The 20,230-nt window shown below is 39.2% G+C and carries 19 protein-coding genes; 5 read left to right on the top strand and 14 right to left on the bottom strand.

All coding sequences use genetic code 11. From position 1 onward, the window contains the following. Nucleotides 1-46: 46 nt before the first annotated feature. Nucleotides 47-1,006, top strand: a complete 960-nt coding sequence (locus tag PO903_RS07205; RefSeq protein WP_273593005.1) for a hypothetical protein — start codon at nt 47-49, stop codon at nt 1,004-1,006. Then, nucleotides 1,003-2,889, top strand: a complete 1,887-nt coding sequence (locus PO903_RS07200; protein WP_273593004.1) for a hypothetical protein — start codon at nt 1,003-1,005, stop codon at nt 2,887-2,889. Before PO903_RS07205 ends, PO903_RS07200 begins: the two co-directional genes overlap by 4 nt. Nucleotides 2,890-2,961: 72 nt before the next feature. Here PO903_RS07200 and PO903_RS07195 read toward each other — a convergent pair whose 3' ends face one another. The 5 genes from PO903_RS07195 to PO903_RS07175 form a co-directional block, all read right to left on the bottom strand. Continuing rightward, entirely contained in the window at nt 2,962-3,309 is a 348-nt protein-coding gene (locus PO903_RS07195; RefSeq protein WP_069329629.1) for a hypothetical protein, read from the bottom strand. A 196-nt stretch (nt 3,310-3,505) separates the two neighbouring features. Then, nucleotides 3,506-4,237, bottom strand: coding sequence for a YcnI family copper-binding membrane protein (locus PO903_RS07190; RefSeq protein WP_502921667.1), 732 nt, complete (start codon nt 4,235-4,237; stop codon nt 3,506-3,508). Between the two features lie 69 nt (nt 4,238-4,306). Further along, nucleotides 4,307-5,989, bottom strand: coding sequence for a copper resistance CopC/CopD family protein (locus PO903_RS07185; protein WP_273593003.1), 1,683 nt, complete (start codon nt 5,987-5,989; stop codon nt 4,307-4,309). A gap of 184 nt (nt 5,990-6,173) precedes the next feature. Beyond that, nucleotides 6,174-6,836 carry a response regulator gene (locus PO903_RS07180; RefSeq protein ID WP_069329632.1) on the bottom strand — a complete coding sequence of 221 codons (663 nt, stop codon included), beginning with the start codon at nt 6,834-6,836 and terminating at the stop codon, nt 6,174-6,176. Continuing rightward, nucleotides 6,829-7,662: a sensor histidine kinase gene (locus tag PO903_RS07175; RefSeq protein ID WP_273593002.1), complete on the bottom strand. Its 834-nt coding sequence runs from the start codon at nt 7,660-7,662 to the stop codon at nt 6,829-6,831. The genes PO903_RS07180 and PO903_RS07175 overlap by 8 nt, the downstream gene beginning before the upstream one ends. A gap of 282 nt (nt 7,663-7,944) precedes the next feature. Here PO903_RS07175 and PO903_RS07170 point away from each other — a divergent pair, with 282 nt between their 5' ends. After that, on the top strand, nt 7,945-8,103 hold the full coding sequence (locus tag PO903_RS07170) for a hypothetical protein (RefSeq protein ID WP_175425245.1): 159 nt from the start codon (nt 7,945-7,947) through the stop codon (nt 8,101-8,103). A gap of 312 nt (nt 8,104-8,415) precedes the next feature. Here PO903_RS07170 and PO903_RS07165 read toward each other — a convergent pair whose 3' ends face one another. Then, on the bottom strand, nt 8,416-8,961 hold the full coding sequence (locus PO903_RS07165; RefSeq protein WP_069329634.1) for a glutathione peroxidase: 546 nt from the start codon (nt 8,959-8,961) through the stop codon (nt 8,416-8,418). A 201-nt stretch (nt 8,962-9,162) separates the two neighbouring features. After that, nucleotides 9,163-9,954: a formate/nitrite transporter family protein gene (locus tag PO903_RS07160; RefSeq protein ID WP_069329635.1), complete on the bottom strand. Its 792-nt coding sequence runs from the start codon at nt 9,952-9,954 to the stop codon at nt 9,163-9,165. A 612-nt stretch (nt 9,955-10,566) separates the two neighbouring features. Between PO903_RS07160 and PO903_RS07155 the strand changes: the two genes are divergently transcribed. Further along, complete coding sequence (locus PO903_RS07155) at nt 10,567-10,869, top strand: hypothetical protein (RefSeq protein ID WP_069329636.1); 303 nt, start codon at nt 10,567-10,569, stop codon at nt 10,867-10,869. 88 nt (nt 10,870-10,957) lie between these two features. Here the strand turns inward: PO903_RS07155 and PO903_RS07150 are convergent, their stop codons facing one another. Together PO903_RS07150 and PO903_RS07145 are read right to left on the bottom strand one after the other, a co-directional pair. Further along, nucleotides 10,958-11,524: a DUF420 domain-containing protein gene (locus tag PO903_RS07150; protein WP_137224475.1), complete on the bottom strand. Its 567-nt coding sequence runs from the start codon at nt 11,522-11,524 to the stop codon at nt 10,958-10,960. Nucleotides 11,525-11,633: 109 nt separating this feature from the next. Then, the gene (locus PO903_RS07145) at nt 11,634-11,915 is read right to left on the bottom strand and encodes a GNAT family N-acetyltransferase (protein WP_069329638.1); all 282 of its coding nucleotides are present in this window, start codon (nt 11,913-11,915) and stop codon (nt 11,634-11,636) included. Nucleotides 11,916-12,168: 253 nt separating this feature from the next. On the opposite strand from PO903_RS07145, the gene PO903_RS07140 reads away from it, so the two are divergent. After that, nucleotides 12,169-13,755: a methyl-accepting chemotaxis protein gene (locus PO903_RS07140; RefSeq protein ID WP_273593000.1), complete on the top strand. Its 1,587-nt coding sequence runs from the start codon at nt 12,169-12,171 to the stop codon at nt 13,753-13,755. A 104-nt stretch (nt 13,756-13,859) separates the two neighbouring features. Here the strand turns inward: PO903_RS07140 and PO903_RS07135 are convergent, their stop codons facing one another. The 5 genes from PO903_RS07135 to PO903_RS07115 form a co-directional block, all read right to left on the bottom strand. Next, nucleotides 13,860-14,630 (bottom strand): NAD-dependent epimerase/dehydratase family protein, encoded by a 771-nt coding sequence (locus PO903_RS07135; protein WP_273592999.1) that lies wholly within the window; start codon nt 14,628-14,630, stop codon nt 13,860-13,862. 12 nt (nt 14,631-14,642) lie between these two features. Continuing rightward, nucleotides 14,643-18,110 carry a PAS domain S-box protein gene (locus PO903_RS07130; protein WP_273592998.1) on the bottom strand — a complete coding sequence of 1,156 codons (3,468 nt, stop codon included), beginning with the start codon at nt 18,108-18,110 and terminating at the stop codon, nt 14,643-14,645. A 205-nt stretch (nt 18,111-18,315) separates the two neighbouring features. Further along, nucleotides 18,316-18,741 carry an OsmC family protein gene (locus tag PO903_RS07125; RefSeq protein WP_069329641.1) on the bottom strand — a complete coding sequence of 142 codons (426 nt, stop codon included), beginning with the start codon at nt 18,739-18,741 and terminating at the stop codon, nt 18,316-18,318. A gap of 33 nt (nt 18,742-18,774) precedes the next feature. After that, nucleotides 18,775-19,521: an amino acid ABC transporter ATP-binding protein gene (locus PO903_RS07120; protein ID WP_273592997.1), complete on the bottom strand. Its 747-nt coding sequence runs from the start codon at nt 19,519-19,521 to the stop codon at nt 18,775-18,777. Nucleotides 19,522-19,542: 21 nt separating this feature from the next. Beyond that, the gene (locus tag PO903_RS07115; RefSeq protein WP_137224489.1) at nt 19,543-20,187 is read right to left on the bottom strand and encodes an amino acid ABC transporter permease; all 645 of its coding nucleotides are present in this window, start codon (nt 20,185-20,187) and stop codon (nt 19,543-19,545) included. Between the last annotated feature and the right edge of the window lie 43 nt (nt 20,188-20,230).

The following is a 20,230-nucleotide window of genomic DNA, read 5'->3' as shown; positions in this document are numbered from 1 at the left end:
CCTGACGTTATTTATAAATACGATGTATAGCGAGTGATCTTAATCCATGACAACCACCAAAAAATCGATTCAATTACCTGTGCTTCATCGCACCCGGCGGGTGTATGATCCTTTACGGATATGTCTTAAATGTCGAAACTTTACTATTTTACCGGGCGACGCCTGTCCAGATTGTGGCAAACAAGCTCTTGTTCCTGTGATGCGACAAGCCAGCCTACGTGCCAAGCGCAAAATGCTCAATGAAATTCTGTTTGCTCTTCTTCTTACTATTATAGCGGTTGTTGTATCTAAAGAGATGACCGAAATCATAATCTCTGTGATTACAGGTGTCGTATTGATCGTTGCCTTAATTCTGGTACAACGTCGCATGTTATCCAAAGAAACATTAAGGCAGTTAGCCCGACTATTCAAAACAGAAGGCAAAACGATCTATGAAGGTACTGTACGTGATCAATCGACAGCAGTAGCGGTTGTACGTAGTGGTGAAGATGTAGAAGGATATCATATGTTACGCCAAGCAGCTGTTGTAGTGCATAATGATCGACTACGATTAGCTCAATTATCCCTGTTACAAAATTTTCGGTTACGCAGTGATATGGATCTAGATCTCGATTCATTGATCGTACATGATTTTGATCCGTTATTAGCCGAATATATCGGTGAAATCTCTAAGATTAAGCGTGAAATGGTGAAAGATCGCGCAATCCGCTATGTGATTGCCCATGAACCGCAAATTTTGAAAATGGAAAATGGCATGAACATTTTGGTCAGTGTCACGTCTTCAGCGGTACGAATGAAGCGCTATGTCACGATGTATCCAGGATTTATTCGCCGTTATGCACGCTTTTTGCCAAAAGATCGCTTTCTTCGTCTATACCGGATGATCCAAAATGATCCTGCACAAAAAGACAGTACGATGGCTGTCGATCTAGAGAATATCCGCCAGGAATTGTATAAAGGTGATTCTGATTTTGAGCCTGCTGTTACCGGAATAGGAATCTCATGAGTATTATTCGTTTATTTGCATTACGCAATCTGTTAATTGTAGCCTGCGCTATTGCAGCTGGACTAGCGATCTATAAAGGTATTCAGATTTCGCAAAAGATTCATGCGGTGCAAGAAGCTGATCGTTATTATGCACAGCAACAATGGGTCGAAGCGGAAACCTTTTATCAAAAAGCCAATACCAACACATCGATTCACTATCAGAATGAACATATTGCTACTCGGTTACTTCAATTATTACCTATTACCGATTGGAAACAGACGGTAAGTTCCAGTCAACAACAGCTTCAATCTGCCGCTAGCACCCAGCAATTTCAAGCTTATATGACTGGTTATAAATTATGGCAACAGCGGATCAGTGAGCAACAACAAGCAGATCAAAGATACACCGTACAGTATAAACAGATTACCAATGAATCGAAGATCAATGAGCAACTCAAGACTGATTTCCAAGCATTCCGTGAACTGTTTGAAGCCGGTCTGCAACATAATATACAAAAGCGCAATTATACCGATGAATCCGACAAATGGAATCTATTAATGATTCCAGAGAAATATTTAGCGGTCAAAGGTACACGTCAAGCTTACTTGAATACACTGTTCAAAACATATGATCAGACCAAATTAACACGATTGGCTGCTGCTGGCGATTTTACTGCTTTTCTAGAGCAAGCACGGATCACTTGGGAAGGGTATCACCAGCATAATTGGAGCGCAACATGGGTACTGACTATTGCTCAAAATAATGCAGCGACGATTCTTAACAAAGATATTACAAGTCAGCAGATCAGTAACTTTGTGACTCATGCTCAAAGCTTCAATCAATGGGTAACGACTGTGAACTTAAGTTCGTCTCCTGTAACGACAACGATCAATAATGAGATTGCTTCGTTAATTCGTGAAGCAAATACGTTGGTTACAGCCGGCCAATATCAGCAAGCTCTTGATATTTATCAAGCCTTACAACCTGTGCAAGATATGACTACGCTGATCGGGCAGACCAAGTTAGCATGGGCTTCTAGTGATCCACTCTATGTTTTACAAAGTTCCAATCCTTCAGTGACGTATCAACATGTGGTCGGAGGCACCAATGGGCTGAATGCAGATGTATATGCACTGGCAACCGATTCTGCTAATCATCTCTATATTGGTCGCATGACTGCTGATGGAGCAACCAGTATTCTATCTGGAGAAATTGCACAGAATGCTGGTCAGATTCGTACGCTGGCTATTGTGAATACATTAGGAACACCCGATCAACCTGTTATTGAGATTCAATCGGAGCCGAGTGGAGATCGTACAGCTCTTTATTCTTTTTATGCTGTAGAAAATAGTGGTTTTCGTGCACTGCTTTCAGTAGAAGCTGACGGATATACCATCGGTGATGACCAAACGATTCAGGTGCAAAATCCATCTGATCTTCCTAAAGGACAGACAGCGATCTATACACGTAATGAAGACGGAGAGTATACACGTACAGAGACACAGAATGAATATACTTCGATTGATGGAGCCACATTAACTAGCTATCTCAATGAGCCTGTTTCATTTGAAGCCAATATCGTATCAGTTGATGATCAGGGTGCGATAGCATTAGTAGGTGAGCAATATATTCGCCTTCGTGGTGCGCTTAATTGGGCAACAGGTACGTTCCTCGTATCCGGTGTGTTCCGAGGAGAATTTGAACCTTTCACATCTTCATCAGGTAGCAATGAAACTGATCCTTCAGCAGAAAATAACTTTTCTACAGAAGAAAACACAGTGCCTACCGATGAGACAGGGCTAATGCAAGAGCCTGATTATGGAGTCGATACACCTGACGCTCCTGCTAATCTGGATGCTAATGTAACTATTCCTGTATTTGAAGTCGAATCTCTACAATAAAAGATAATCTACATCAAAAAAGCTAGTGATTAGGAGCCAATACCTCCGCTATATCACTAGCTTTTTTTGAATTTATCCGCCTAATCCAACAAAAATCATAATTAATACCAGTTCGATCATATATCCAATCACTAATAACATGGGAATACTGATTACTAAAAGAAAATTGCGCATAGAAGCACTCACATCTGGTGCTTTGCTTATCCAGCGATATAACCCTCTCCACGCCAAGATTAGCGCAGGAACAATAGCAAGTATTCCTACTGTAACAACAGCTATATAGAGAGACTGTTGATCGGCCGTACTGGCACCTTGTGTCATCAAATTGGATTTGCGGATCATCAGGAACACCCACACAGCCGCTACAAGAATATAATATAATTTGATCCCATTGCTAAATGAAATAAGCTTTTTGTCCAAGCTTGTTCCTCCTCTATTCTCAATCCATACTCGTTCGTCCACGTATCTTCTAATTATATCAAGTTCTATGTGAAAAAGAAGTAAGTCATCGATGCTACAACAAAAGCAGACAAAATGGCAAAAGACCAAGATGATGTTCTTGGTCTTTTGCCGTTATTTGATTCATACGTTTCTATTGTACGTATACATAAACTATTTATTTGCGTTTGCGTGAATTCATCACAGCAACTCCACCAAGAACCAAGGCAATAATAGCAATAATCAATGTTGTCACTTGAAGACCATTACTGCTCGCTGGTTGTTCCATTGGCATAGTATTCATATCAGTCGATGGTGCTGTATCTGTTGTTGTACCTGTCGCTTCATCTGTCGCTGTTGCAGTATCTTCTGTTGCGGCTGCATCATGTCCATCTGTTGTTGGCGCTGCTGGTGTAGCTGTAGCTGCATTTTCAGTAATCGTTGTAATCGAGTGTGGAAGTTCGCTGCCTTCTTTGCCTGTCCACTCCACTACACTACCATCACTATAGTATTGATAAGCATCCCAAGCCAATTCGCCATCTTTGGCTGGATTTTCACCTACAAATACGAACTGTTGAAATTGACCTGCTTCGATACCGCCACTTTCAGCTTCCCAAGTGATCGATGTAATCTCATCAGCATCATTTTTCTCAGTCGTTGTTTTCCAACCCGGTACAGGTTGATATTGTTTGAACGATAAATTTTCCGGTACTTTTAAGGTTACTTTAGTCGTTGGCAAGTCTTTTTCAGAAGGTACTTTGATCGTATACGTCTCCCATGCGGAAGGCATGGACTGAGCAGGTTTAACCGTTACATGAGCACTAGCAATACTGCTAAATGTAAGGAATCCTGCTACCATTACTGCGGAACCGATTGTGATCATTTTGGTAAATACTGAATTTGTTTTCATTCTGTATACGCCCCTTTGTCATGTATATATAAAGACAGGCAGATAGTGAATTACCTGTTTTTGAACAAATTATGAACCTACTCGTAATGTAAACTCAGTGTCGATTGTATCCAAAGATTTGGTCAAAATATGAACTTTCACATTCCAGTTCCCATTCATACTCACCATACCTGCTTTCTGATACACGCCGTCTTTTCCATCACTTGCAGTCAGTAAGATTTCAGTAGGTGCCATCGCCATATCCATATGATTCATGGTTAACGTGATCTGTTCAACATCTACAGGTTTGGCTTCATTTTTATTTTTGACCGATACGATAAAGTTATTGCTACCCATCTGTGCGCTAGGTACTTCTAACTTAATCTCATATCCATCCACTTCTTGTGTCTGTACGGTCTGCTTCGGTGTGGCTCCATTACTGATCGGCCCTGCTTGTGGGGATAAATGAACCAGTGCCGCCGCTAGCATCAAGATCACAAAGCCAGTCAATACTTCCCACATCAAGTCTTTGCCCAGTTCTTCTTTTTGCTGTCGCCCTTTCACATAATTCATCGCGCCAAATGCTGCCATAACCAAGAATAACAACATTTTAGATAATAGCGTTAAGCCATAAGCAGTATTGAACAGTGCTTTGAGACTAGGCAAATAAATAATACTTCCATAGATACCTGTTACTAATAATGCCGCTACTGATATAATTGCCCACCATGAGAATCGGCGAACAATACTCCAATATACGACTTTGCGTTCATCTCCTGCAAACGGAGCCACAATACGTGGGATAAACACAGCCATCGCTACCAGTGCACCACTCCAGACGAGAGCAGAGACCAAGTGAATAAAATCAGCCGCGATCGCTATGCCTGCATACGGTTCTGCATAAGCGTGTCCATCAAGCGACTTGGCAAGTAACTGTACAATCATCAGCACCACAGCAATAATACCAAAGGTTCGCTTCGCCGAGGAAGACAGTTTGCTATGAGCATATAAAGCCAATACGATAACCATCAGTACAGCGGTAATAATCTGGATCAACCATACCTGTCCGAAAGTCGTTTCACGGAATGTATTAGCGAATTCAGTGGTGGTCTGCATGATCGGTATATCTGCATTCCAAGCGATCCGCAAAGGCAATTGAATCAGCAATGCAATCACAGTGACTGCCATACCTATCCATAAAAATAGAGTATAACGACGTTGACGCATCCATGTTGTCGCTTCAGATGTACGTAATTTGGCAGGGAGTAAGAATAATGATAAAGCAAGTAATCCCAGTACCAAAGATTGACCGGTATATTGCAACCAGCGCATCAGAATCAATAGCGGATTCACCGATTTACTATCCGGTGTTGTAGTTGCCGCATCAGACATCTTTTTGCCAGCACCGTCTCCTACTTGAAATACAATCCCACCTTCTACGGGATGTCCATCTCCTGAGACCGCTTTCCATGAAATATTGTAAATATCGTCAGGAAGCTTCACAGGAATAGCTGCTTCTAGCAGAGCCGCATTTTTACTATCAATAACAGCTTTGACTCCATCGATTTTTTTACCGGAGGAATCCATCAATATAATCTGATAATAAGCAGGTTGTATCGATTCATTGAATAACAATGTAATTTTATCAGGTGCTTTGTCTAACACTTCATTTTGAGCTGGAGAAGATTCTTGAACATACGAATGAGCAGAAGTACTTTGTGGAAAAAATAATCCGCCACAGATAATCACTATCATCAGTAATACTGGTAACAAAAAATGCTGTTTTCTGATTAAAAAATGAGAATAACTATAAATACGCTCCACCTACTTTATGTGAGATGCCTTCTATGAAGTCTGTTGTATGCAGTCACAATTTCTATACTATAGAAGTGTCTTCATCCTGAACATGACTATATAGGGCTATATCTATTCTAAATATGGCTTAAATTTGAAAAAATTATGGACGATGGAGCTGATCAGACGCTAATCCATGCTCAATCGCATATCTTGTTAATTGTACTCGATTTTCCAATTGTAATTTGTGTAACAGATTTTTGAGATGATTTTTGACAGTTTGTTCTGAAATATTGAGTTCTGCTGCGATATCCCGATTAGTTAGCCCGGAAGATACCCAGTGTAAAATTTCTCGTTCACGCGGTGTTAGCGTATTCGCAACTGGATCGTTGTGCGCTTTGGTTGCTGGAAATTGTTGCAAAATACGCAATGCAATTTCTTGACTAAGCCCTGCTTCATCAAGCACCACACTACGCAAATACTCCAACCACATCGAAGGCGGTAAGCTTTTGAGAATATAGCCTTGTGCGCCTTGCTTGATTGCTTCAAATAAATGGGCGGCATCATCGGATACTGTCATCATAATAATTTTGATATATGGGAATCTTAGCTTAATGAGGCGTGTCGTTTCTAAGCCATCCATCCCTTTCATCGAGATATCCATCAGAATCAGGTCAGGCATCCATTGTTCAGTGAACTCTAGCGCTTCTTGACCACTCATTGCCGTACCCACAATATTGAACATCGGATCTTCTGATAAAATAACACGCGTCGCTTCGCGTGCATGAGCATGATCATCAACAATTAAGACACGTACACTATTCATCATGTTGACCTCCTTTGATGATAAATAAAGTTCGCTCTTGTTCACGTTGCAAAGCAAATGTCCATCCTCTCCACTGTGCACGTTCGGCTGTTATTTTCAATCCAAATCGACCGGGCAATTGCAAAGACTGTTCATGAAATCCTTCACCATCATCTTCAATCACAATCTGCCACCCTGTTGGATTTCCTTCGCTATGTATCCATACCTGACTTGCACGCGCATGTTTGTGAATATTTAATAATCCTTCTCGGATACAAGCTAATAATTCTGCTTGTTCTTCAGGCTGGATATATTGATCGTCTAGCTTCCAATCCAATTGAGTCTGTACACCTGCTAGCGGAATCATTTCCCAGATACGATAAGCCAGCGAGACTTCTTCTGTCTCTCCGCTCCGTGGCACATGTTTAAGATCAGCGATCGCCTGCCTTACATCATGATTGGCTTCGCTCACTGTGCGACTGATATCATTCAGCGTTTCTTGGACTTGTGGATCATCATACATTCGCTTCGCTCGATCTAACTTTACCCCTAACAAAAATAAAGATTGCGCCACTCCATCATGAAGTTCTCCTGCTAACAATTGGCGTTCTTCTAATTTTCCTTTGACAATACGCTCTTGATCCAGCGCTGCTCGTGTATTTTCAAGCATATCAAATAGCTGGCGTAGTAACGTCACACTAACCACATAAATAATAACTGGCGATAACCAGTTACCCACTTCCATTGAAAGATAAGGCATTAGAAATTGATGCCGAATATATTCCCACAACCCGATCGTCACTGTTGGTAAAAATAAAATGATCCATTTGATTTTGGTATATGACATATAACTCTCCTTTAATTACGTAAAAATTGCTCTTTGCGATCACTATTGTACGTGTTTGTGGAGGATTATGACATATCTCACGTATGGACATCATGTGAACATATCGAAATAAATACTTATTTTTAAGAAAAATTGAATAATTCATTTGCAATTGACTGCGTTAATGTTTACAATAAAACTATGATAATGATTATCATTCCTAGTCAACTGATAATGAAGTGATAATATAAAAATTGTTTTTGAAAAATATACTATTTTGACTTTAAAGGAGCCGGAATCTCGATGAACGTAATGACACAGAAAACTTCACTACAAACAGACGATTATCTGGATCTTCTCAATCTTGCCGTGCGTATTGGCGATCTAAAATGGCAAAAAGAAATTATTCGTAAATTAGAATATATGAAACATAGCCAGACTCCTTCTAGAACTCGCGCATAGTTGTTGAGAACCAAAATATATCCCTTTTACTGAGAATAAAGATCATATGGATGATCTTGTTATACTATATATAAGGAAGATTAGAATGGTTGAATCTATGACCACGATCTGTTCCTCAAGGCCGATACTTCAAAGGTGAAGATATCGGTTTTTTTATGTGTATAGACTTTTATGTATATAGAAGTGGTTTATCAGCATACATCTTTATGAAACATCAAAAAGCCTGTAAGGACTAACTCCTAACAGGCTTTTTATTATATTCGACTCCAATAAATGGATGACTTTATCAATACATAGGACGACGACTATATTCTACAACAATGCTTCGATATCTTCTTCCATATCCAACGGATCTGTTGTCGATTCAAAACGTTTAACCACTTCTCCATTACGATCGATCAAGAATTTGGTAAAATTCCATTTGATTGAATCGCCTGGCAAATACTCTGGATGTTTCTCGTTCAGCAATTGTACCATCAATTTAGATACCGAGTGATTCATATTAAATCCTTCAAATGACTTCGCTTCTACTAAATATTTAAATAGTGGATGAGCATTTTGATCACGTACATCTACTTTTTGGAACATTGGGAACGATACGCCATAATTTAACATACAGAATGCTTCTACTTTGTCATTACCATCAGGTTCTTGATCTGCAAATTGATTACAAGGGAAGCCTAAGATCACCAAACCTTTTTCTTTATAACGATCATACAGCTTTTGTAAATCTTCATATTGGAAAGTGAAACCACATTGACTTGCTGTATTCACGACTAAAATTACCTGATCTTTATATTGTTCCAGTGAAACGTCTCTACCACTCATAGCTTTTGCAGAAAATTGATAAACACTCATGTTGGCTCTCCCTTTGTGTTGGACACATGTAATAAGTCTTACTACTATATAATTATAACCAATATTTTGTCGAATAAACACACATTTATATAAAATTTAAAAATATTTTTAGTTCTTTAAGCCTAGACAAGCAAAAAAACCAGCCATAGTCATCACTGGGCTGGTTTTTTTGCTTATTTTTTATGAGATACATTGATCTTTTTACGCTTCATGTTCTTCATCCATAAACGGTTTGTTGACATAGTAGTACATGGTAGACATAAAGACTGCTCCACCGATCAGATTCCCAAGCGTAACAGGAATAAGATTATGAATAACACCCGCAAAATTAATATTCGCTGGATGATCGACCACTAACGCAATCGCAAAAGTACACATATTAGCAATACTATGTTCATATCCAGAAATAAAGAAACAGAATACAAATAACATCATTGCAAATAGTTTGGCGCCGTCGCCTTTCAAGCCCATCGGAATAAAGAAGGCGAGACAGACGAGCCAGTTACACAATATCGCACGGAAAAATAATTGCATCGTAGGCGCTTCCATTTTATGCTGAACGACATTTAACAGAAAAGCATTTACCGAATGATCTGCATATAAGCCGGTTAAGAAAATCAGTAGCGCAAATGCACACGCCCCCAGTATATTGCCGAAGTAACTGGTAATCCACATTCTTATCACATCTAACCACCTCAGCTTGCGCCGTATCGCAGCATAGGAGTAATAGAATGTATCTCCTGTAAATAGATCTCCACCGCCGTAAGAGATCAATATGATCGCCGCTCCGAACGTTAACGCAGCCATTGGATACGCCATCGGGGATTCTACTGCATAAAAGAAGTTCCCTGTTTTAAAAGCAACAATAACGCCAAACCCGATAAACATACTGGCAAGCATCGAACGCGATAAATAACGAAGCTTGCTTTGTTTGTAGATCCGATTTTTTTCAAGTGCTAGTTTTTCGACCTGTCGTAGCGATTGTACTTCCATACATTCACCGTCCTCGTTATTAAGATGTGTTCGATGTGCTGTTGATCATAGACATTATAATCTTCTTTACACCGTTGTTCGGATATTGAATATGTATTCTACTAACGAGATTGTCCCTTTTCCGATGTGCTTATAAGTATAGACAATCTGACGGTTACTGTATCACAGGTTGATTATTTGGAAAAGAGGTTATAATGTATATCATAGATTTATATGTAAATTTATACTGTGTATAAAAATTTATACTAGAATAGTACTAGAAAATGACCTTTCTTAGTGTGACTAGGAATATAAGTAGGACATAGTTCCTATTTATCGACAAATTGTGACTAAAGTCGTATTTGCTATAACATTTGAAAATAATTCTACCGAAATGATAGTATAGACATTAACAGACACACATTGGACACATCATTTTTCAGTAAACAATGACCTTAGATCTAATTCAAAGGTCTTGATCATATATATAGTTTTCCCTTATGTATCAACACTTTTATTGGACTGTCGTTATAGTTTGTTCATAAATTCGTCAAAATTTAATCCGAATTTAAGGTAATTAATGTGAAAAAGTGTTAATGTAAATTTACAATTAATAATAAGAGGTGACCGAAAATGACAAATACAAGTAAAGTACAACAACTTCGTGATATGCTTCCAAAAGACCAACAATCTATTACTCGGTATGTAGAGCACGCATTAGAATCTATTGATGAATTGGTTGAAAAACACCGCCAATATACTGCTTCACTTGCAATCTATGGTGACAGAATCAATGGTAACGAAGAACGCGTATACCGTGATACGATCGCTGAGATCAAAGCACAATTGGTAGAAACATTGGAAAGAACAGTAGAAGACTTCACTCACAAAGGTGACAAACACTGGCAGAACAATTATAAAGACGGAATCGTATAAGATACGCTTTTTACGATAACTTAATTATCGCTTCATATCAAAAAACCGCAGCCCGGATCGCTGCGGTTTTTTTGTGTATTCATATGGTTCAATAATACGGCGCCATCATTAGATATACGATAACACCAGTAGAACTTACATATAACCAGATAGGCATCGTCCAACGTACAATCTTTTTGTGTTTGGCAATCTGCATTGTCCATCCCCACACTAGAGCAAAAAGAGCAAGTGGAACAATAATAGCAGCCAAAAAACTATGAGTAATCAGAATAAAGAAATAAATAGGACGAATAATACCTACACCACCGAATTTAGCTGTTTCTGGTGATAAATAGTGAAACGTCAGATACGTCACTAGAAACAATAACGTCGATGAAAAAGCAGCTAAAATAAATCCACGATGGACTTTAATATTCTTTTTCAAAATAGCAATCAATGCTGCAACTAGAAAAATAAACGTAAAACTGTTAAAAATGGCATTCATCCGTGGCAACATTGTAATATCAAAACCGACTGTCCCTTTGTAACCAATCGCTGGTGAGAAAAATAACAGCAGAATAATAACGTTAGCAATCACCGATACTGTAATAATCGTTCCGGCAAAGTTTTTATTCGTTTTTGGTGTTACCACATTAGGTTGTGTATTTTTATCCATGCAAACGCTCCCCATCTTTCAAGTTCATACTCTCATTATAGTTTTATATTGGAGTTGAGGGTAAGCACTTTGGTGACAACAGTTTGAACATTTCAAAGTTGTTTGGATTTTAAACGTCTTTACGCCAAATATCGTGATAATCTTTATTGCGTTTGAATAGGGCTAATGCATAGGAACAAGCAGGCACAACCGTTTTCCCTTGTTCACGTGCGATATCGACAGCACGCTTCACCAGATCTTGCCCTACTTTCTGACCACGTAACTCTTCTGATACAAAAGTATGATCAATAATCATTGATTGCTCATCATAATCACTAAATCCGATTTCAGCTTTGGTTTCTCCATCTATTTGTAGAGCAAGCCCTTGTTCTGTCTCGATTACTTTTTCCATCTGTACAATCTCCTTTTTTGCATGAATCTGCAAATGTGTTTGGATTTACTTCCTCTTATTGTTTTATCACCTTTATTGCTAGTCCAGAAACAAGTCTGCTATCAACGCCATATCGTGCATATTTTAACTAAATATTTGCAAAATATTAATTTTTTTTAAATTTTGGTACAAAAGTTTTAATTTTCTATTAAGAATTATCAAATAGTGTCGAAATATATATCATGTTTACATTATGCACTTGGGAGGTTTGGGTATGCAGTGGTTTCGGAATTTGAGAACATCAGTCAAAATTATTTCTGCTTTTTTAATTATTACCTTAATCTTTGTTGCTTTCGGATTATACAGTTTGCAAAATCTAAAAGATCTGAATACTAAGGCTAAAAATATGTATAGCCATAATCTTATAGCGGTTAAAGATTTATCCGAAGTGGAAGTTTATTATCAACGCTTACGGGTAGCTGTTCGTGATTTGAGTACAGCACAGACTCCAGAAAAAGAACAAACATTACTTACTAAAATGACAGACTTTCAAAAAAATATGGAAACTTTGGCTCAAACGTATGGTAATTCCATCACCACCACAAATGAAAAGCAAGAATTTGATCAATTTAATCAAGCGTATAACGATTACTTAACGCTGTATGAAGAAGCTACTCGTTTGGCAAGAGCCAATAACTTAGCTGCATTTAACGAATATAAAGACAATACCCTTAAGCCTGCTGGCGATCAGGTGGCAGATAGTATCTCTGGCATGATTGATAACAACTCGAATCTTGCTCTACAAGCCAGTCAGGAAATTGAGCAAAGTTATGCAACTTGTGTCAAAATCACTATCGTTTCTCTTATTCTAGTAACATTATTTAGTATTTTGCTAGGTTCTCTTATCTCACGCAGTATCTCGTCTCCTCTACGTAAGCTTACAGATCTCATCTCTAACTATGCCAAAGGCGATCTTAGCCAGAGCTTAGAAAATCATAACAAAGACGAAGTTGGACAATTGTCTACATCGGTTCATATCATGGCTGATAACCTACGTCAGTTGATTACACGCATTACAGTATCTTCTGAAAATGTAGCCGCTTCTTCTCAAGAAATATCAGCAAGTACAGAACAAATTGCAAATACCAGTAATACACAAGCAGAATCTGCTTCAATGATTACTGAATTATTTAAAGAGCTATCTGCTGCGATTGATTCTGTAGCCGTTAGCGCAAGCGGAGCCGCTGAATTATCTAATCTCACTGTAGATATGGCACAGCAAGGTGGACAGATTGTAAGTGAATCTAAAGCATCTATGCATGAAGTCAGTCAATCCATGAACAAATTAGAAGAAGATTCTCAACGTATCGGAGATATTATTAGCGTTATTGACGATATTGCGAATCAGACTAACCTTCTTGCGCTAAATGCAGCTATTGAAGCCGCTCGTGCAGGCGACCAAGGTAAAGGATTCGCTGTGGTGGCTGATGAAGTCCGCAAACTGGCTGAACGTAGTATAGATGCTACTAAACAAATTTCTACGATTATCAAAGTGATGCAAAAAAATACACAAACGAGCGTCAAAGCTGTTACTGAAAGTGTGACCCAATCGGTACAGACAGAAGAAGCTTTTCAAAAAATTGTTCATGTGGTGAATGATTCGGCGATTAAAGTTAATGAGATTGCTGCCGCTTGTGAAGAAGAAGCCGCTCAAGCCAATGAAGTAATGTTTGCTGTTGAATCCATCGCTGCGGCTAGTCAAGAATCGGCTGCCGCTTCTGAAGAAACAGCCGCAACCTCACACTCTTTAGCACAACTTGCTGAAGAATTGAATACCGCTGCTTCTGTATTTAAAGTATAAGTAGCTTCTATTCGATACGCTTTAACCCAGACAAAAGCCAGTCATCTTCGCTTCTGATCTAAGATCGGATTCGGAGATAACTGGCTTTTTATGGATGATTCAAATTATTCGTGTTGCCCGCCTTGAAAAGCAGTCTCATCTTGAGGAAGCTGTTCTTTGTGGGTATTCTCAGCCGCTAATAATTCAGCGGCATTATCTTGAGGACGATATCCGATCTCTTCGGCGAGATAATCAATATTATAATAATTATCTGTATTCGCTGATGTACCATACAGATTCATATACTTGCGATCGGCTGGCGCTTCGATACAGCATTTGACCAACTGAACAAGATCGCGTTCAGAGATCCAGATATGAGTCGCACGCTCAGAATGAGGACGATCATCACCGGGAAAGTTACCAATCCGAATATTAAATGAAGACAGTTGATGTTGATCACTATACAATCGACCTAACAATTCAATATAACACTTACTTAATCCATAAATGCTATCCGGACGATAAGGATCATTCACATCAATATCTTCTCCTACTTTGTAGAAGCCTGTGGAATGATTTGAACTTGCGAAAATGATCCGTTGTACTCCATTTTCTTTGGCAGCTTCAAATAAGTGATAAGCACCGGTTACATTTACAGGCAAAGCTACTCCTAGAAAATCATCTTCATCTTTTTGCCAGGCGATATGCAGAATCGTATCCATCCCGATGGTTTTTTGCTTGATCTGCTGTGCATTTGTAATATCTAATGATTCGATTCCTTGATCAGCATCAGCTTCAATATCTGTTGCTAGTACATCATATTCTTGTTGTAACCCTCGATAAAGATTGCTTCCAATCACACCACTCGCACCTGTTATTAATAGTTTGCGCTTCATGTGATCCCTCCTTTATTCGGATGACTGAATGTATTTAGCATATTGTTGTAGTGCACGATCAATCTCAGGGAAACGTAATGGCTTGCTGATAAAATCTTGCATCCCTGCATCCAGACACATCTGCCGATCTTCCATACGAGCAAAAGCAGTTACTGCGATAATCACAGGTTGCTCTTGTTCTGTCAGACGTGCTCGAATATTACGAGTCGCTTCGATTCCATCCATTTCAGGCATTTGGATATCCATAAAAATAATATCGTACGGATGAGCAATCGCTGCCGATAATGCTTCCCGTCCATTATTAGCGACATCAGCTTGATAGCCAATTTTTTTCAAAATTTCTACCATTAATCTCTGATTCACCGGATGATCTTCTGCCAAAAGAATCCGTAAAGGACCATATTTGAATTCAGGTGTGAGATAGTGATCTTTGTAATGACTACTCGCTCCTATTTGGATCAATCTATCCATAGATTCTTCAAAAGGTTGAAAAGGAACTACAAAGCAGAAGGTAGCCCCTTGTCCTTCTTCACTATCCACATCAATAGAACCACCCATCAATTCGATCAACTTTTTGCAAATAGCCAGTCCTAGACCTGTACCGCCATATTTACGATTAATGGCAGGATGAAGTTGAGAGAACGATTGGAATAATTTATCCTGTTTGTCAGATGAGATCCCGATTCCGGTATCTTTGATCTCAAATTCCAAAATACTTTCTCCTGTAGGTCGTATATCCAACAACGAAATCGATAGACGTACACTTCCTTGATCAGTAAATTTAATCGCATTACTAATCAAGTTAACCAATACCTGACGCAATCTCGATGCATCGCCTACAACAGAAGAAGGGACTCGATGATCTACATGGTACGTAAGCTGTATATCTTTTTCGGCTGCCCGTGAAGTAAAGAGATCAAGTACACTATCCACTAGAACAATCAGATCAATCGGTTCATGATCAAGTACCATTTTACCAGCTTCTATTTTACTGAAATCGAGAATTTCATTTAGAATATGCAGTAAGGCATCACTGCTATCTTTGATAATTTCGGTGTAGCTAAGTTGTTCTTCATCAAGCGGTGTATCTGCAAGCAATCCAGCCATTCCGATAATCCCATTCATCGGTGTACGAATCTCATGACTCATAATCGCCAAAAACTCTGATTTCGCACGATCGGCACGTTCTGCAAGTTCTTTGGCACGAATAATTTGCTTTTCATTCGTAATATCATTAAAAACAATAACAGCACCTTTGCGTTTGCCACGATCCCAGATGGGTGTGATACGATAAGACACCAGAAAGCTTGATCCATCTTTACGCCAGAAAATAGCTTCCTGTTCTTCGTGAAAACAGCCTTCTAGCAGTGCTACATAGATCGGATTCTCCTTAGCCACATAAGGGCCACCATCAGGATGAGCCAACTGGAACATATCCAATAAATGCTTACCAATTAATTCCCGTGCATGATACCCTAACATACGAGTCGCTGCCGGATTAATAAATGTAGCAATTCCTTCATTATCCAGTCCAAAAATACCTTCTGATACTGAATTCAAAATAAGCGTATACTCGTTGCTTAATTTCTCAATCTGCTCGATATATCTTCTCATTTCAGTGATATCGGTAGCAATCCCATACACACCCACAATTTGCTTGTCGACCACGATGGGTACATTTACAAGGCTAATGGCACGCCGATCGCCATTTTTCAAAATAATTTGAGATTCATACGTCTGCGGTTTTCCTTTTAAAGCCAGTTCAAAATGTTCTGCGGTATCATAGATATCTTCAGGAGCCACTAGCGGTTCAAAAGGCATGCCAATCAATTCGGCTTCTGTACGTTCTAACAATTTTTCCATATTGGAATTAACTGTGGTATACCTACCGTTAACATCAAATGAAAATACACCGGCTGGATTATATTGAAATAATGACTTGTAGCGTTGTTCACTTTCTTCGATCAATAAAGCCGCTTGTTTGCGTTCATTAATATCACGCGCAATCGACACCATTTCTTGAATATGACCTTGGTCATCATATACATAACGACCGGACAACTCCATCCATACATAGCTGCCTGATTTGTGACGTTGGCGGTAAGTGATCGGTTGAGGCTGTTCCCCTTGCAAATTAAGAGTCATATATTCTTTGACGTTATCAACATCATCTGGATGAATATAATGAATTGCCGGTGTACCTTCTAACTCTTCCGGTTGATAGCCTAGAATCGAATAACACGCAGGTGAGCAATATAAATAGGTCGTATCTTCAACAGAATTACGTGAAATAAAATCAAGTGACTGCTCAGAGATCAAGCGATAATTACGCTCGCTATCTTTCAGTCGCTCTTCCATACGTGTACGCTCTGTAATATCTTGCGTCATCCCGATCAGATGAATCGGTTGCCCTTGGTCATCCAGAGCGGCACTCCAATGCGATTGCAAATATTTCATCGTCCCATCGGCTAGCACGATCCGGTACACATGCTCTCCGCCTTCACCTGTAAGTAACGTATAGCGAATCGCTTTACGGAAATCAGACAGGTCTTCTGGATGAATCATTTTCAAAACATCTTCACTATATGGCTCTTCAGACTTAAACACATATCCGAATAAACGTCTGGTCTCTTCAGCAAAGCTAAATGACTTATTGATAATATCCCAATCCCATGCTCCAATATGAGCAATTCGTTGGGCTTCAGCTAAGCGATCTTCATTCTTTTTGCGTTCATGTACATCCCGTCCAACACCTAATACTTTCTCAATCTCACCTTGCTCATTACGCACCACTTGAAATAAAATCTCAAACCATAAATAATGCCCTTTTTTATGCTTGAGGCGGCGGGTCATTGTACCCCATTCCAGATAGGTGTTACCGCTATTTTTCATTTGTAATGCATCATCAGGATGGTAATATTGCATCCGATCTTGTCCGATCATTTCCTCAGGATGATACCCGAGTACCGTATAAAATGAATCCGAGACATAGCGTAGTATTCCCTCTGGCGTACTATATGAAATTAAATCCCGTGCATTCTCTGTAATTAAATTATACAAATCTTCATTCTCAGCAATAATCATTTCATGCTCTTTCTGGGACGTAATATCCTGGAATTGAGCAATATAATATAAAGGTTGCTGATCCACATCTCGAATCAAAGACACATCAACAGATGTCCAGATCAAATGACCTTTTTGATGTAAATAACGATGTTCTGTATGATACAATTCCGATGAACTTTCTTTCATTTGTGTATATATACTTTGATATCCTGCTTGGAATTGATCTTCTAAACGGGTAATATTCTCTTCACGCATGCGGCACATTTCTTCTTCAGAGTACCCGAGCATGTTGCAAAAAGCAGGATTCACCTGTAGCCATGCTCCATCGCTTGGTGAAATCACAGCAATCCCGAAAGGAGACATACGATATATATGTTCGTAAATAATTTGGTTTTGTTCTGAATGGTTAATCACTGTATTCCCCTCCATGTTGCCGTACACACTCTCACGATTTCGAATTGGAAATCTTCTATATCTATAAACTACCCTTTAATACGTTTAACGAATAGGCATTGGCGATCTTTATTATGTATAATTTTTCACGTATAATCCTTTGAAATTATTCTGTTGATATCAAAAAAGAGATATCTTGTCTAATGAACAAGATATCTCTTTCTAATTAAGCAGGTTGTATAACTTCTTCGCCGTTCAAAATGAGTCGATAATGAATATCTGCACTCAATGAATCGGATACGGCACAGTATTTTTCTTTTCCCATCTGGATTGCTTTCCATACACGGTAATCTGGAATATCACCATCGACTTTGAAAATAAGATCGATCGCTGTGAACCCTTTAGGCATAGCTTCTCTGCGCGTTCCTTCTGTCTCAATTTCAATCTTATGAATATTATGCAAAAATGTATCCAAAATCATTGTAATATCAATACCGATACAACCTGCTAGACCTGCAAGTAATAACTCCATTGGTGTTGCGCCTTTGCCATCTCCGCCATACGCAGCCGTAGCATCCATCCCGATCGGATAACCCGAAGGCCCTACAGCTTCAAAAGCTCTTTTACCATTCCATACTGTTGTTACATTCATTATGTCTACCTGCTCTCATTCGTTTATTTGAAATTAATAATCCATCACTTTACTAAGAAAACGTTGGGCTCTTTCTGTCGCTGGTCGTTCAAAAAAGGATTCTGGATCAGACTGTTCTATAATACGTCCTTCATCCATAAAAATAACTTTATTCGCCACCTGACGGGCAAATTTCATCTCATGGGTGACTACAATCATTGTCATCCCTTCTTGCGCCAGCGATTTCATCACATCCAACACTTCACCGACCAATTCAGGATCAAGTGCAGATGTCGGTTCGTCAAATAAAATAATTTCAGGTTCCATTGCCAGTGCACGTGCTATACCTACACGTTGCTGTTGTCCACCAGATAGACGAGAAGGATACTGATCTTTCTTCTCCAATAACCCTACACGGTTCAGCATTCGTTCGCCAACATGACGAGCATGTGTACGTTCTAACTTTTTGACCATACGCAACGATTCCGTGACATTGCCCAAAGCCGTTTTGTGCGGATACAAATTAAATTGTTGAAAAACCATACCGGTCTGTCTGCGAATTTGAAGCATACGTTGTTGACGTTCTTTCAGCTTCATGGTGCTTTTTACTTCGATACTGTTCACTTCGATAGAACCTGCACTTAGATCTTCTAATCCGTTCAAGCAACGTAACAATGTACTTTTCCCTGAACCGCTGGGTCCTAGCAACACCACAATCTCGCCTGCTTGTATATTCAGATCAATCTCATGTAATACGGTATGTGTGCCAAATGTTTTGGACAATCCACGAGTTTGGATCATAATACTTCCCTCACATTCGTTTTAGTATGCTTTAGCCAATCGTCGTTCGATACGTTCTAATATCGTTGAAAAAATCGTACTCATGATCCAGTACATAATCGCAATTCCGATATAAAAAGGCATATAAACATAATATTGAGCAATCAACAAATCAGCCGATCGCAATAGATCGGTTACTGTAATGACAGATACCAACGATGTTTCTTTAAGCATGCCGATAAAGGTATTGCCCATCGGTGGAATGGCGGTACGTGCTGCTTGGGGTAACACAATACGCCACATCGTCTGCGCTGAAGTCATCCCTGTTGCATAGGCTGCTTCTGTCTGACCTTTGGGAATCGACAAAATTGCTCCACGAAAGGTCTCTGATAAATATGCACCAATATTAATACTTAATGCGATACAAGCCGCTGGAATAGCATCCAGTGTAATGCCATAATCGGTCAGTCCGTAATACACGATAACCAGTTGAACGAGAACAGGTGTCCCTCGAATAATAGAGACATAGAATCTCGCAATCCAGCGAATCGGACGATTGCCTTGCATACGTGCAATCGCGACAATCACACCGATAATCAATCCAAAAAACATAGATATGATCGTAATCAACAATGTATAACCTGCACCTTTTAAAAGAAAAGGTAGGTTATCCCATACTAATTGCATACGTATAATCTCCCTTCTTGATCACGGTAAAACAGAAGACTGC

Source organism: Paenibacillus sp. PK4536, from assembly GCF_028594455.2.
Taxonomy (GTDB): domain Bacteria; phylum Bacillota; class Bacilli; order Paenibacillales; family Paenibacillaceae; genus Saccharibacillus; species Saccharibacillus nuruki.
Note: the sequence above shows the minus strand (reverse complement) of the source record. Positions and strands in the feature narration are given on the sequence as shown.